Raw genomic sequence first — 13,276 nt, 5'->3', positions numbered from 1 at the left:
TTTACCGATGTTGGTCACCGATGGAAACCAAAGGGAGTTGCGACATGCAAATATCGGTATTGGGTGCGAGCGGCCACGCCGGATCGGAGATCGCCAAGGAACTCGCCGCGCGCGGCCACAAGGTGCGCGGCATCGCCCGCAACCCCGCGGCGATCCCGCAGGCGGACGGGATCGAGGCGGTGGCGGGCGACGCGTCCGACCCGGCGGCGCTCGCCGAACTGATCCGCGGCAGCGATGCGGTCATCAGCGCGCTGCATTTCGACGTCACGGCGGATACATTGCTGGCGGCGGTCAAGCGCGCGGGCGTGCCGCGGCTGCTGGTGACCGGCGGTGCCGCCAGCCTGGAGGTCGCACCGGGCCGGCGGCTGTTCGACACGCCGGACTTTCCGGAGGAGTGGAAGCCGTTCGCGGCCGGCGGGATCGCTTTCCTCGATGCGTTGCGGGACGAGCGGGAGGTCGACTGGACGTTCTTCTCGCCGGCGGCGCTGATCTTCGAAGGACCGCGGACCGGCCGGTATCGCACCGGCGGCGACCAGCTCGTCGTCGATGCGAATGGCGAGAGCCGGATCAGTTTCGCCGATTTCGCGATCGCGATGGTCGACGAACTCGAACGGCCGCAGCACAGCCGCGGCCGCTTCACCGCCGCTTATTGAGCCGGGGCGAGGCGGCGGCGGATCATCCGGTCGAACGTCGCCAGCTCGCATAGACCGCTCACGCCGCAGCCGGGTATCGGCAGCGGCGTGACCGTCACCCTGGGCGACAGGCGGCGCAGATCGTCCGGCGATTGCGTCCGATAGGAGGCGCGGACGTAGCGCCGCTTGCGGGCGGGATCGTACAATCGTTCGAGCCAGATCGCGCCGCCGGGGGCGACGTCGCCCTCGGCATAGCCGGGTGCGTGCAGGGGGACGTGCAGCACGGCGGCCAGCGCGGTGACGTTGGTGTCGTGGCCGACCAATATGTCGACCGGTGCGGCGTCCGCTTCGGTCAGCGCGGCGAGCATGTGGCGGCCCAGGACGGCCGCCTGATGCGCGGCCATATAGGGCGGGCGGGTGAAGACGTCGAACAGCGCGGCGTGCAGCGTGCCGACCCGGCGGAGCGCCGCCGCGTCGATCCGCGGCCAGCCGGGGACATCGAGCCCCTCGGCATATTGCAGCAGGAGGACCTGCGCGGTGCCCGAGGTGGTGCGGATCGGCCCGCTGAGGTCGATGCCGCGGCCGTCGGCGGACGGGAGGATGCGGGAGGGGGTGATCGGGCTGCACCCCTGCGGCGCGCCGCAGCCGAGCAACGTGTCGAGCTCCGCGATCGCCGCGGCATGGCGGCGGGCGAGCGCGTCGATGCCGCCGGTATGGCGCTGGATGTCGGCGATCGCGGTCGCCGGATCGAACCGGGTCGCGCCGGCGCGCAGCGGCTCGAACAGCGGATCGGCGCGATCGGGCGCGAGGTGCTCGACCGGGATCGTGCAGCCCGGCGCGACGCCGGCGGCGAAGGCGATGCCGCTGGCGATGGTGCGCTCGGCGGTGTTGGCGTGAATCCGCAGGGTGCGCGGGGCGGGGCAGCCGGTGCGCGGCACCAGCCCGGCGGCGACCAACACGCGGCGATCCTCCGCGCCGAGGAGCGTCATCGCCTGCGCGCCACGTGGGGTGAGATGCTCCGCCGGCACCGGCCAGCGCGGCCAGGGCGCGGCGGTACGCGTGCCCGCCGGCGCTTCGCCGTCGATCGGCGCGCGCACGCCATGTCGCATCAGCACGACGACGCGCTCGACGGCAAGCGCCGGCCGCGCGGCGAGCGGCGCGGGCGCAGCGAAGAGGAGCAGGGCGGCGGGCAGCAGGCGGAGGAGCGTCATCCGCGGCGGGCTAGCCGCGGATTGGGTCAGGCCGGTGACGGTGGCGCCGACGCGGCTCAGAACAGCCCGTCGTCGTCGTCATCGTCGTTCGCCGCATGCGCGGTCGTCGCCATGCCGGGCAGCAGGAAGCGGGCGTGGACGTCGCGCTCCGCCGCCATCGTGTAGAGCTTGGCGATTGTGGGCAGGACGGCGTGCAACGCGCCCTCGTCGTCCGGGGTCAGCTCGGGCAGGTCGCTGGCGCGTTCCGCCAGGATCGCCGATGCCTCTTCCATCGTGCCGGTCAGCGACAGCTCCTGCGCGAGATCGACCGCGGTCGCCTCGACCAGCTCGACCAGCCGTTGCGCGTCGTCGCCGCCCTGCAGCACGACCTGTTCGGTACGGCGGCACGCCTTGCGGATCACGAGCAGCGCGCGGGCGAGCATCGTGGCGACATCCGGCTCGTCGTCGCCAAGCGCCAGCGAGACTTCGGCATCGCCGAGCCGCCCGATCGTCCGCCCGACGTCGATCGTCGTCGCGCCGAGATCGCGCGCATAGGCGTCCACCTCCTGCGCGACCACCGCGACGGCGCGGCCGACCGCACCGTGGCGGCGGCAGAGCAGCCGCGTGTTGGTGGCGATGTCCTGCACGTCGGTGCGGATCGCGCTCAGCCGGCCGACGCGCTGCGTCAGCTCGGTGACGGTGGCATCGATCAGCCCGGTCATTCCCTCCGCCTGCTGATGCGCGGACTGGAGCTGGACGATGATCCGGTCCATGCCGGTGACGCTCTCCTCCAGCCGGGTGAGGAAGCCGCGATTGTCCTCGCCGGCCTGTTCGGCGATCAGGTCGAGCAAGGCGTGACCATCGGGGATCAGCGCATCGAGCGAGGCGACCAGCGCGCCGGTCTCGCGGCCGAAATCGTGGACGACGGCGTCGAGCTGCGCGGAGAGCAGGCGATCGACATGCGCCGCCGCCCCCGGGCCGCAGCCGTGCGATTCGACCAGTTGCAGCGCGGCGACAACATGCTCCAGCCGCTGGCGGGTGCTGTCGCCGACCTGCAACGCGCCGAGCAGCACCGCCACCTTGGTCTGGATGCTGCGCGCGATCGCGGCGACGCGGCGGGCGAGCTGCGCGGCGCCCTGAAGGTGGACGCCGAGCGCGGCCGCATCCGCGGCGAGCCGCTGCGGCACCGCCGGCACCGCCTTGACGCATTCGGCGGTGAGCAGGCGATCGACCTGCTGGACGCTGGCGAGCCCCGTCTCCAGCTCCTTGAGTTTGCTGATCACCTCGGTCAGCAGCGTCTCGCCGGCGGCGAGCTTGCCGTTCATGCCGTTGACGAAGCCGACGAATTGCGGCTCGCCCGAGGCGGCGATCTTGATGTTCATGCCGTAGATGCCGAGCACGCGCAGCGACCGGTGCATGTCGAGCACATGCTGGCGCAGCAGCGCGGCGATGCCGGCGATCGTCTTGATCCGCCCGGTGCGGCCGGCGAGCGCCGCGGGCAGAGCGGTGATGCGTTCGGCGACCTGGGTGAGATCGGCGGCGGCGGCGCCGGCGTTGCTCGCGTCGAGCGCATCGACGATCGTGTCGAGGCCGCCGACGATCCGGTCGATCATCCCGATCGCCTCCGCCAGCGTCGTACCCGCGCGCAGGAAGCGCGTATCGAGATTGGCGGCGAGCTGCGCCAGCCCCCGCCGGATCGGGCATTCCGCGGTTTCGACCACGACCAACGCGTTGCTATCCTGGAACATCGTCTTGTCCTTGTTATCGCGCGGCGGCGAGCAGCAGTTCACGGGCGATCGCGCCGAGCGGCACGACGCGATCCGCCGCGCCGCGGGCGATCGCTTCCTTGGGCATGCCGAAGACGATCGAGGTCGCCTCGTCCTGCGCGAGCGTACGGGCGCCCGCTTCCTTCATTTCGAGCAGGCCGCGCGCGCCGTCGTCGCCCATGCCGGTCATGATGATGCCGACCGCGTTCGAACCGGCGTTGCGCGCGGCGGAGCGGAACAGCACGTCGACCGACGGGCGATGCCGCGACACCAGAGGCCCCTCGCGCACCGCGGCGACATAGCGCGCGCCCTGGCGTTCGAGCATCATGTGGCGCAGGCCGCCCGGCGCGATCAGCACCCGGCCGCGCATCACCGTGTCGCCGTCCTCGGCCTCCTTGACGTCGACCTCGCACATGCCGTCGAGCCGCCGGGCGAACGCGCGGGTGAAGCTTTCCGGCATATGCTGGACGACGACGATCGCCGGCGAATTGGCGGGCAGCGCGGTCAGCACCTCGCGCAGCGCCTCGGTTCCGCCGGTCGAGGCGCCGATGCACACCACCATCTCGGTCGTGCGGCTCATCGCGCGGCCGCTCGGCGGCGGCAGCACCGCGTCGGCGGTCAATCGCTGCTGCGGCGCGGTACCGGCGGGCTGGCGGCGGCCGAGCCGCGCCTTGGCGGCGCCCTTCACCGTCTCGCAGATATGCAGATGCGTCTCGACCAGATGATCGGCGATGCCGACGCGCGGCTTGAGGATGACATCGACCGCGCCCGCCTCGAGCGCCTGGAGCAGCGTCTCCGACCCTTCCTCGACCAGCGACGAGCACATCACGACCGGCGTCGGGCATTGCGCCATCATCCGGCGCAGGAAGGTGATGCCGTCCATCCGCGGCATCTCGACGTCGAGGGTGATGACGTCGGGCACCTCGGCCTGGATGTAGCGCGCCGCGGCGAACGGATCGGCGGCGGCGGCGATCACCTCGATCTCCGGGTCGGCGGAGAGGATGCGGGTCATCGCCTGGCGCACGCTGGCGCTGTCGTCGATGATCAGGACGCGGACTGGCTTGGCCGGCATGTCAGTGGCGCCTGAAGATGGTGTTGCCCACCAGCGTGAGCGGAAGGTCGAGATCGGCGATCGATTCCGAATGGCCGAGGAACAGATGGCCGCCCGAGCGCAGATTGGCGAGCAGCCGCCGCACGACCTTCTCCTGCGTCTCGCGATCGAAGTAGATCAGCACGTTGCGGCAGAAGATCATGTCCATCGGCGCGCCGACGGGATAATGATCGTCCATCAGGTTGAGCGGCGCGAAACCGATCGCCGCGCGCAGCGCCGGCACGATGCGCACCTCGTCGCGGCCCGGCGCCGTGGGGCGCAGCACGTAGCGCTGCTGGAGCAATGGCGGCACCGGTTCGACCGCGACGCGCGGGAAGACGCCGCGCCGGGCGACCGCCAGCACGTCGGTATCGAGATCGGTGGCGAGGATGCCGAAATCCGGCCCGCCGCGATCCTGCGCGAAGGCGTCGAGCAGCATCGCCAGCGTATAGGGCTCCGCGCCGGTCGAGCAGCCGGCGCTCCACACGCGGATGCGGTTGCGGCCCTCCGCGACGAGCGCGGGCAGCAGTGTGGCGTTCAGAAAGTCGAAATGGCCCGGCTCGCGGAAGAAATCGGTCTTGTTGGTGGTGATCGCGTTGATCAGATGCTCCGCTTCCACCGCGAGGCCGCCATCCTCGAACAGCCAGCCGCAATAGTCGGTGAGCGTGTCGTGGCCGGTCGCCCGCACCCGGCGGCGCAGCCGCCCGCTGAGCATCGACGATTTGTTGGAGGGCATCTTGATGCCCGAGACATCGGTCACATAGGCGGAGATGCGGGCGAAATCGCGCGCCGACAGCAGATCCTCGGTGATGCGGTCATAGCTGAAGTCGCTCACGACACCGCCGCGACCGGCGTCGCCGTGCTCGACTGGGCCAGAATCTCCGCCATGCCGGCCAGCACGCCGTCGAGTTCGAGCAGGCCGACGAAGCCGCCTTCCCGACGCAGCACGCTGACGACATGGCGCGAATGCCAGGCGGTGCCGGTGTCGGGTAGCGGCTCGATCGCCTCGCGCGACCAGGTGCTGACGTCGAGCACCCGGTCGACCACCAGCCCGATGACGAGCGCACGCTCGCCGCCGGTGTCCGCTTCGACCACCAGCACGCGCGTCGCCGGTGTCACCGCGGCGGTGGGCAGCCCCAGGCAGATGCGGAAATCGACCATCGGCACCGACAGGCCGCGCACGTCGCACAGGCCGATCAGCCAGTCGGGCGCATTGGGAACGCGGAACGCCGGGCCGTGATCGAGGATCTCGCGGACGACGCCGATCGGCAACGCGAACAGTTCGTCGCCGATGCCGAAGACGATCGTCTGCAGCGTGCCGTCGCCGCCGTTCATGCCGCGCGTCCGAAATCGGCGTCTTCCGCATCCGGGCCGCCATTGGTCAGGTCGAGCGCGAAGCCGCGCACGCGGGTCTGCTGATCGGCGATCGATCCCGCCTTGGGCTTGGACAATCGGGCCATCTTGGTTCCCTTGATCTCGGCGCGGCGCACCGGAGCGGCCTTCGCGACGCGGCGTGCCTGCGGCGCGCTATCCCGCCGATCGTCGGCGAGCCGGAAGAAGGCGATGCTGTGCTCCAGTTCCTCCGCCTGATCGGACAGCGCTTCCGAGGTCGAGGAAATCTGCTCGGAGGCAGAGGCGTTCTGCTGCGTCACCTGGTCGAGCTGCTGGATCGCCTGGTTGATCTGCGAGGCACCGATATCCTGTTCGCGGCAGGCGGCGCTGATCTCGGAGACCAGCTCCGCGGTGCGGCGGATATCGGGGACGAGGCGGATCAGCATGTCGCCCGCCTCGGTGGCGGCACCGACCGTGTCCGCGGACATCGCGCTGATCTCGGTCGCGGCGGCCTGGCTGCGCTCGGCGAGCTTGCGCACTTCGGCGGCGACGACCGCAAAGCCCTTGCCATGGTCGCCGGCGCGCGCCGCCTCGACGGCCGCGTTGAGCGCGAGCAGATCGGTCTGGCGGGCGATTTCCTGCACGAAGCCGATCTTCTCGGCGATCGTCCGCATCGCACCCACCGCACGCTGGACGGCGGCGCCGCTGCGGTCCGCCTCGCTCGACGAATGACGGGCGATCTTCTCGGTCTGCGCGGCGTTGTCGGCGTTGTCGGCGTTCTGTTTGATGTTGGCGGCCATCTGTTCCATCGATGCCGAGGCTTCCTCGGCGGCGGCGGCCTGTTCGGTCGCGCCCTGGCTGACCTGTTCGGACGCCGACGACAATTGCTGGCTGCCCGCGGCGACGCTGGCGGAGGCCTGCGTCGCATCGCCGACGACGGTGCGCAGCTTCTCGATCATCGTAACCAAGGCATGGCCGAGCATATCCTTGTCGGACAACGGCTTGTGATCGATGGTGAGATCGCCGGTCGACACCGACTGGGCGAGCTGCGCGCTCTGGCGCAGGTTGACCGTCATGCGATTGACGGTGTCGATCAAATCCTTGATCTCGTCGTTGTTCGTCGCGGCGACATCATGGTCGAGATCGCCGATCGCCACCGCGTCGATCGCAGCGCCGATCCGCTTCAGGCCGCGCGACACCAGCATCGAAATCCAGATCGCGCAGGCCGCCGCCAAAAGCGTCGCGGCGCAGCCGACGCCGATCAGCAGGTTGCGCGCATTGGCATAGAGCACGTTCGTCTCTTCGTCCGCCTCGTGCATGTGCGCGCTCTGCCGATCGACGATGCCGCTGACGTCGCGGACGATCGCCTCGACCATCTTCTTCTGTTCGGTTTCGGTGAGCTCGCCGGCCTTGGCGTTCTCGTTGGCAGTGCCGAGCGCGCTGATCCGTTCGTAGACCGGCTTCAGCGCCTCCCAATCCTGCCGCGCCTGGCGCCACAACGGCTTGTCGTCCGCGGCGGCCCGGGTTTCGCCATCCGCGAGCAGCGTCTCGAACTGGCGCATCCGGCGGGCGGTGTCGGTGTTGTAGCCGGCCATGATCTGCTGATCGGAATTGAGCGCGAGCGCCTTCTGGTTCGACAGCATGTAGCCGAGATGCGCCTCGACCTGCTGCGCCGACTGGAGCTGCTTGGCCGGACCGGCGATGACGTCGGTGATCGCGTCGTTGAGGGTGTTCGACTTGGCGATGCCGAGGCCGATGACCATCAGCAACATCGCCGTCAGGACCGCGAATGCGATCCCCAGCTTCATCTTGATCGTTGCCCGCATGGTGAAATCCTAAAAAAATCGGAAGCGCTGGATCGCGCGTTGAAGGGGTTTGTCGCCCGACGCCCGTTCGCGGTCCGGATGGCGATCATGCCGCCATCCGGATCCGTCGATCAGGCGGCGCGGCCGAAGTCGGCGTCCTCGGCATCCGGGCCGCCGACGCTGAGGTCGAGGGCGTAGCCACGGACGCGCGACTGCTGGTCGGTGATCGTCCCCGGCTTCACCTTGGTCAGGCTGGCGGTCTTGGTGCCCTTGATCGGCGCGCGGCGGCGCGTCGGAGCGGTGGCGATCGCCTTGCGTGCGGCGGGTTGGGCCGGCACGGCGCGGTCGGCGTCGGCAAGGCGAAAGAAGGCGATGCTCTGCTGCAATTCCTCCGCCTGATCGGCGAGCGCATCCGAGGTCGAGGAAATTTGATCAGACGCCGAGGCGTTCTGCTGCGTCACCTGATCGAGCTGCTGGATCGCCTGATTGATCTGCGACGCGCCGATATCCTGTTCGCGGCAGGCGGCGCTGATCTCGGAGACGAGTTCCGCGGTGCGGCGGATGTCGGGCACCAGCCGGATCAGCATGTCGCCCGCCTCGGTGGCGGCACCGACCGTATCGGAGGACATCGCGCTGATCTCGGTCGCGGCGGCCTGGCTGCGCTCGGCGAGCTTGCGCACTTCGGCGGCGACGACCGCGAAGCCCTTGCCATGGTCGCCGGCGCGTGCCGCCTCGACCGCCGCGTTAAGCGCGAGCAAATCGGTCTGGCGGGCGATTTCCTGCACGAAGCTGATCTTCTCGGCGATCGTCCGCATCGCGCCCACCGCCCGCTGGACGGCGGCACCGCTGCGCTCCGCCTCGCTCGACGACTGGCGCGCGATCTTTTCGGTCTGTGCGGCATTGTCCGCGTTCTGTTTGATGTTGGCGGCCATCTGTTCCATCGATGCCGAGGCTTCCTCGGCGGCGGCGGCCTGTTCGGTCGCACCCTGGCTCATCTGCTCCGACGATGCCGACAATTGCTGGCTGCCGGCGCCGACGCTTTCCGCCGCGGCGATCGCGTCGCCGACGACGACGCCGAGCCGGTCGATCATCGTCGCCAGCGCGCGGCCGAGCACGTCCTTGTCCGACAGCGGCGAATGATCGACGGTCAGGTCGCCGTTGGCGATCCGGTCGGCGAGGGTCGCCATCGCGGTGAGATTGACGGTCATCGTCGTCAGCAACTGGCCGACCTCGCTGCTCAGCCCGCCGTAGTCGCGCTCAAGCCGCTTCGACAGGTCGCCCAGCGACACCGCGGCGACGACGTTGGAGACGTCGCGGAACGCCGCCTCGACCGCCTGCGCGCTGCCCATCATCCGCCCGACCTCGTCGCGGCGATCGGTGGCGAGCGGGGTCGCGAGCGTGCCGAGCAGCTCGGCGACGCGGCCGACGGGGCGGGCGATCGTCGCCGTCATGCCGAAGCCGATCGCCACGAGCAACACCAGCGTCAGCGCGGTGCCGATGAAGATCGCGCGCTCGATGGTGGCGAACGCCGCGGCTTGGGCGGCCTGGCGCTCGGTCATCAGCCGGTTCTCCTCATCGGTCACCGCGGCGATCTCGGCGCGCAGGCTGTCGAACACCTGCTTGCCGGCGCCGCTGATCTCGATCTGGCGGGCCTCGCCGACGGTCTGCGGATTGCCCATCAGGTGGATGGCGCGTTCGGCGACGCGGTCGTGCCAGTCGTCGACCAGTGACTTGATCTTCTGCAACCGCTCCTGCTGGCGCGGATTGTCCGCGGTCAGCTTGCGCGCCTCGTCCAGCGCGGCGCTGAGGTCGGTCGCGCCCTTGCGATAGGGTTCGAGGAATTTGGCGTCGCCCGACAGCAGAAAGCCGCGATAGCCGGTCTCCTGATTGACCGCATTCTCCTTGATCCGATTGGCTGCGCCGATCACCGCGAAGGTGTGCTGGTTCATCTCGGTCGCCGCCTTCAAGTCGTTGGACTTGTTGTAGATGACCGTGTTGGCGCCGATCGCGAACAGCAGCAGGATCGTAAAACAGACGATCAGTTTCTTCGGTATCGAGAGATTGGTGAATGCGGTCATGACAGGTTCTCCCCTATTATTGTCTTGCGAGTGCCGGCGGCGGCTGATCAGTGGACGAGGGTCGCGAAGATGGCGTCGAGGTCGGGCAGGACGACGATCTCGCCCTTGTGCTGGATCAGTCCGCGGATGTGGTCGCGGCGCCAGCGCATGCCGATCGCCGGTGCCGCCTCGCAATCCGCCGCCGACAGCGTCGTCACCTCATTGACCCGGTCGGCGCGCAGGCCGATTAGTTCGAGCGTCTCGCCGATCGGCCGTTCGATCACGACGATGCGGTTGTCGCGATTGGTGTCCGCCGGCGCCATGTCGAACGCGCGGCGCAGGTCGGCGAGGGGGATGACGCGGCCGCGGAAGTTGATGACGTGACCGACCAGCGGATCGGCGCCCGGCACCGCGGTTTCCGGCATCAGGTCGAGGATTTCCTGGACCAGCACGGCCTCGATCGCGAAGGTTTCGCCGCCGACGCCGAAGGACAGCACTTCGAGCGTGCCGTCGGCGGTCCAGGGCAGGAAGGTGGAATCGGTCATGGCTTATCCCGCGGCCTGCAGCCGCTCCTCCCGGGGCTGGGCGAGATCGACCAGATGGCCGATGTCGAGGATGAGGGCGACGTTGCCGTCGCCGAGGATGGTGGCGCCCGAGAAGGAGCCGATGTCGCGATGCAGCGCCGACATCGACTTGATGACGGTCTGGTGGTTGCCGATGATCTGGTCGACGACCAGCCCGACACGCTCCGCGCCGATCGAGACGACGACGATCTTCTGATAGGGATCGGGCGCGGTGCCGGTGGCGAACAGGTCGCGCAGCCGCACGAACGGCACCAGCCGGTCGCGCAGGCTGATCAGGCTGCGCCCGCGCGAGCGCACATCCTCCTCGGGACTGAGTTCGAGGCATTCCTCGACCGCGGCGAGCGGCAATACGTAACGCCCCTCGCCGACGCGGACGAGCAGCCCGTCGATGATCGCCAACGTCAGCGGGATGCGCAGGGTGATCGTCGAGCCCTCGCCATCGACCGAGGCGACGTCGATCGTACCGCGCAGCGTCTCGATCGTGCGCTTGACGACGTCCATGCCGACGCCGCGGCCGGACAGGCTCGTCACCTGCGCCGCGGTCGAGAAGCCGGGTGCGAAGATCAGCCCGAGCAGGTCGCCGTCGGTCAGCACCTGGCCGGGCTGGACGAGGCCGTTCGCCTCCGCCTTGGCGCGGACGCGGGCGCGGTCGATGCCGCGGCCGTCGTCGCGGATGGTGATCACCACCTCGCCGCCGGCCTGATGCGCCGACAGGCGGACGGTGCCGGCGGCGGGCTTGCCGGCGGCGGCCCGCACCTCCGCCGTCTCCAGGCCATGGTCGCAGCTGTTGCGGACGATATGGACGAGCGGATCGAACAGGCGTTCGACGACGGTCTTGTCGATCTCGGTCGCCTCGCCGTCGGTGACCAGCTCGATCGCTTTGCCGGTATCGCGCGCGAGATCGTGGACGAGACGGCGGAAACGGCCGAACAGCGCACCGACCGGCACCATGCGCAGCCCCATCATCGTATCCCGCAATTCACCCGACAGCCGCTCGATCTCCTCGGACACCGAACGCATCGCGACGCCGCCGTCCTGATGCGCGAGCTGCGACAGCCGGCTCTGCGCGATGACGAACTCGCCGACGCGATCCATCAGCAGGTCGAGCCGCTCCGCGGGAACGCGGACGCTCTCCGCCGCCGGCTTGACGGGCAGCTTCGCCCCGTTCTGGCCGTCGTCCTCGACAGGTGCTGCCGCGACGACCGCCTCCGCGACCGGCGACTCGGGTTCGATCGCTTCGATGTCGAGCGTCATGTCGTCCATCACGAAGATGAAGACGTCCTCGATCGCCTCGCGGCTGATGTCGCCGGTCAGCGTCACGTCCCAGCCGAGATGGCAGTCGGTGGGCACCAGCGCCGGCAGCGGCGGCACCGTATCGGTGCGCACCGCGATCGTGCACGCGCCCAGCTCACGCAATTCGTCGAGCAGGGTCAGCGGGTTGGTGCCGTTGCGCATCGCGTCGACGGGCAGACGGAAGAACAATTTCCAGCCGCGCTGCGCCACCGCCGGCGCCGCGACCGCGGGCCCATCGCTCTGCGCCGCTGCGACCGCGTCGGCGAGACGCGCGAGGATCGCGTCGCCCTCGCCGGCGTCGGGATCGCCGTCGACCAGCGCGCGCATATGGTCGCCCGCCGACAGGATCACCGCGACGAGTTCCTCGGTCGCGGGCACCTCGCCCTTGCGGACCTTGTCGAACGCGCTTTCGCAATGATGGGTGAAGGCGGCGAGCGCGTCGAAGCCGAACATCGCGCCCGAGCCTTTCAACGTGTGCAGCCCGCGGAACACGGCATTGACCAGGGCCATGTCGCCGAGATGATGGCCGAGATCGAGCAGCCCCTGTTCGACCTGGTCGAGCAGTTCGGCGGCCTCGACGCGGAAGGCGGCGGCGGGGTCCTCGGTCATCTGCCGAGCACCTTGCGGGCGGTCTTGACGAGCTGTTCTGGCACGAACGGCTTGACCAGCCAGCCGGTGGCGCCCGCCGCCTTCGCCTGCGCCTTGACGTCGCCGTCCGATTCGGTGGTCAGGAAGAGGATCGGCACGCCAGCCTGTTCGGGCTGCTTGCGCAACTCGCGAATCATCGTCAGCCCGTCCATGTTCGGCATGTTCAGATCGGTGACGATCAGGTCGAACCGCGTCTCCGCTGCCTTGGCGAGCCCCTCGATGCCGTCGCCCGCCTCGGTCACGGCATAGCCCGCGCCCGTCAGGGCGATGCGGATCGCCATGCGCAGGCTCGCGCTGTCGTCGACGGTCAGGATGGAAGCGGTCATTGCGGCAATTCTCCGTGGAACCAGAAGGTGATGTCGGCAGGCGACGCCGCGGCGAGGAAGCCGGTGCGGTCGAGCAGCGCGGCGAGCGCCGGCGCGGCAGGCTGCGACAGCGTCACCGCGGCGCCCCCGTTCGCGGCGTGTCGCCGTGCCGCCTCAATAAGTTGCAAGATACTCAGGTCGATATTGCCCGCCGCGGTGAGATCGAGGCAAATGCTGTCATGCTCGGACGCAGCATCCTGTAGACGAGCGGCAATATCGCCGATCGTCTTCAGACATGCGTCTTCATTGAGCACCAACGTCATGGTGGTCATGTCTTGATCGCCTCGCTGATTTATAGCACCGCAACGCCGTTTGCCGGCAGGCCGATGCTAAAGCGGGCGAGACGGCTAACGACGGCCTTTTGGTCAGGAATGGATTTAAAAGCCGTTAATGCCGCAACTGTTGCCGCGGCAAAATCATCGCGCACGCAAAATTCTGTCGCACGCGGGTCGCGCGTGCAGCGTCAGGGACGGCTATTTGCGTATAGTAGGCCATCGCCGATCCCGATCCGCAA

The 13,276-nt window shown here is 69.2% G+C and carries 13 protein-coding genes; 1 reads left to right on the top strand and 12 read right to left on the bottom strand.

The features are described 5' to 3' along the window. Positions 1–44: 44 nt before the first annotated feature. On the top strand, positions 45–653 hold the full coding sequence (locus SFC76_RS11950; protein ID WP_322849692.1) for an NAD(P)-dependent oxidoreductase: 609 nt from the start codon (positions 45–47) through the stop codon (positions 651–653). Here the strand turns inward: SFC76_RS11950 and SFC76_RS11945 are convergent. From SFC76_RS11945 to SFC76_RS11890, 12 genes are all read right to left on the bottom strand, one after another. Continuing rightward, positions 647–1,843 carry a histidine-type phosphatase gene (locus tag SFC76_RS11945; protein ID WP_322849691.1) on the bottom strand — a complete coding sequence of 399 codons (1,197 nt, stop codon included), beginning with the start codon at positions 1,841–1,843 and terminating at the stop codon, positions 647–649. The two genes, SFC76_RS11950 and SFC76_RS11945, sit on opposite strands and share 7 nt — an antisense overlap. A gap of 56 nt (positions 1,844–1,899) precedes the next feature. After that, a complete protein-coding gene (locus SFC76_RS11940) occupies positions 1,900–3,570 on the bottom strand; it encodes a hypothetical protein (RefSeq protein ID WP_322849690.1) in 1,671 nt (556 codons plus the stop codon). A 13-nt stretch (positions 3,571–3,583) separates the two neighbouring features. After that, entirely contained in the window at positions 3,584–4,660 is a 1,077-nt protein-coding gene (locus SFC76_RS11935; protein WP_322849689.1) for a protein-glutamate methylesterase/protein-glutamine glutaminase, read from the bottom strand. Position 4,661: 1 nt separating this feature from the next. Then, positions 4,662–5,513, bottom strand: a complete 852-nt coding sequence (locus SFC76_RS11930) for a protein-glutamate O-methyltransferase CheR (RefSeq protein WP_322849688.1) — start codon at positions 5,511–5,513, stop codon at positions 4,662–4,664. After that, on the bottom strand, positions 5,510–6,013 hold the full coding sequence (locus SFC76_RS11925) for a chemotaxis protein CheW (RefSeq protein ID WP_322849687.1): 504 nt from the start codon (positions 6,011–6,013) through the stop codon (positions 5,510–5,512). Before SFC76_RS11925 ends, SFC76_RS11930 begins: the two co-directional genes overlap by 4 nt. Beyond that, the gene (locus SFC76_RS11920; protein ID WP_322849686.1) at positions 6,010–7,836 is read right to left on the bottom strand and encodes a methyl-accepting chemotaxis protein; all 1,827 of its coding nucleotides are present in this window, start codon (positions 7,834–7,836) and stop codon (positions 6,010–6,012) included. Before SFC76_RS11920 ends, SFC76_RS11925 begins: the two co-directional genes overlap by 4 nt. A 110-nt stretch (positions 7,837–7,946) precedes the next feature. Continuing rightward, positions 7,947–9,893, bottom strand: coding sequence for a methyl-accepting chemotaxis protein (locus SFC76_RS11915; RefSeq protein ID WP_322849685.1), 1,947 nt, complete (start codon positions 9,891–9,893; stop codon positions 7,947–7,949). A 47-nt stretch (positions 9,894–9,940) separates the two neighbouring features. After that, on the bottom strand, positions 9,941–10,417 hold the full coding sequence (locus tag SFC76_RS11910; RefSeq protein ID WP_322849684.1) for a chemotaxis protein CheW: 477 nt from the start codon (positions 10,415–10,417) through the stop codon (positions 9,941–9,943). A gap of 3 nt (positions 10,418–10,420) precedes the next feature. Continuing rightward, positions 10,421–12,358: a chemotaxis protein CheA gene (locus tag SFC76_RS11905; RefSeq protein ID WP_322849683.1), complete on the bottom strand. Its 1,938-nt coding sequence runs from the start codon at positions 12,356–12,358 to the stop codon at positions 10,421–10,423. Next, positions 12,355–12,723, bottom strand: coding sequence for a response regulator (locus SFC76_RS11900; RefSeq protein WP_322849682.1), 369 nt, complete (start codon positions 12,721–12,723; stop codon positions 12,355–12,357). The genes SFC76_RS11905 and SFC76_RS11900 overlap by 4 nt, the downstream gene beginning before the upstream one ends. Then, positions 12,720–13,034, bottom strand: coding sequence for an STAS domain-containing protein (locus SFC76_RS11895; protein ID WP_322849681.1), 315 nt, complete (start codon positions 13,032–13,034; stop codon positions 12,720–12,722). The genes SFC76_RS11900 and SFC76_RS11895 overlap by 4 nt, the downstream gene beginning before the upstream one ends. Before the next feature lie 20 nt (positions 13,035–13,054). Further along, positions 13,055–13,189, bottom strand: coding sequence for a hypothetical protein (locus tag SFC76_RS11890; RefSeq protein WP_322849680.1), 135 nt, complete (start codon positions 13,187–13,189; stop codon positions 13,055–13,057). Between the last annotated feature and the right edge of the window lie 87 nt (positions 13,190–13,276).

This window comes from Sphingomonas sp. CD22, from assembly GCF_034556155.1.
GTDB lineage: Bacteria > Pseudomonadota > Alphaproteobacteria > Sphingomonadales > Sphingomonadaceae > Sphingomonas.
This window is presented reverse-complemented; position numbering and strand designations above follow the sequence as displayed.

What these genes read in the sequence shown, in the direction of transcription:
- SFC76_RS11950 (WP_322849692.1), top strand. Translation starts at nt 45, where the DNA reads ATGCAAATATCGGTATTGGGTGCGAGCGGCCACGCCGGATCGGAGATC.
- SFC76_RS11945 (WP_322849691.1), bottom strand. Translation starts at nt 1,843, where the DNA reads ATGACGCTCCTCCGCCTGCTGCCCGCCGCCCTGCTCCTCTTCGCTGCG.
- SFC76_RS11940 (WP_322849690.1), bottom strand. Translation starts at nt 3,570, where the DNA reads ATGTTCCAGGATAGCAACGCGTTGGTCGTGGTCGAAACCGCGGAATGC.
- SFC76_RS11935 (WP_322849689.1), bottom strand. Translation starts at nt 4,660, where the DNA reads ATGCCGGCCAAGCCAGTCCGCGTCCTGATCATCGACGACAGCGCCAGC.
- SFC76_RS11925 (WP_322849687.1), bottom strand. Translation starts at nt 6,013, where the DNA reads ATGAACGGCGGCGACGGCACGCTGCAGACGATCGTCTTCGGCATCGGC.
- SFC76_RS11920 (WP_322849686.1), bottom strand. Translation starts at nt 7,836, where the DNA reads ATGCGGGCAACGATCAAGATGAAGCTGGGGATCGCATTCGCGGTCCTG.
- SFC76_RS11915 (WP_322849685.1), bottom strand. Translation starts at nt 9,893, where the DNA reads ATGACCGCATTCACCAATCTCTCGATACCGAAGAAACTGATCGTCTGT.
- SFC76_RS11910 (WP_322849684.1), bottom strand. Translation starts at nt 10,417, where the DNA reads ATGACCGATTCCACCTTCCTGCCCTGGACCGCCGACGGCACGCTCGAA.
- SFC76_RS11905 (WP_322849683.1), bottom strand. Translation starts at nt 12,358, where the DNA reads ATGACCGAGGACCCCGCCGCCGCCTTCCGCGTCGAGGCCGCCGAACTG.
- SFC76_RS11900 (WP_322849682.1), bottom strand. Translation starts at nt 12,723, where the DNA reads ATGACCGCTTCCATCCTGACCGTCGACGACAGCGCGAGCCTGCGCATG.
- SFC76_RS11895 (WP_322849681.1), bottom strand. Translation starts at nt 13,034, where the DNA reads ATGACCACCATGACGTTGGTGCTCAATGAAGACGCATGTCTGAAGACG.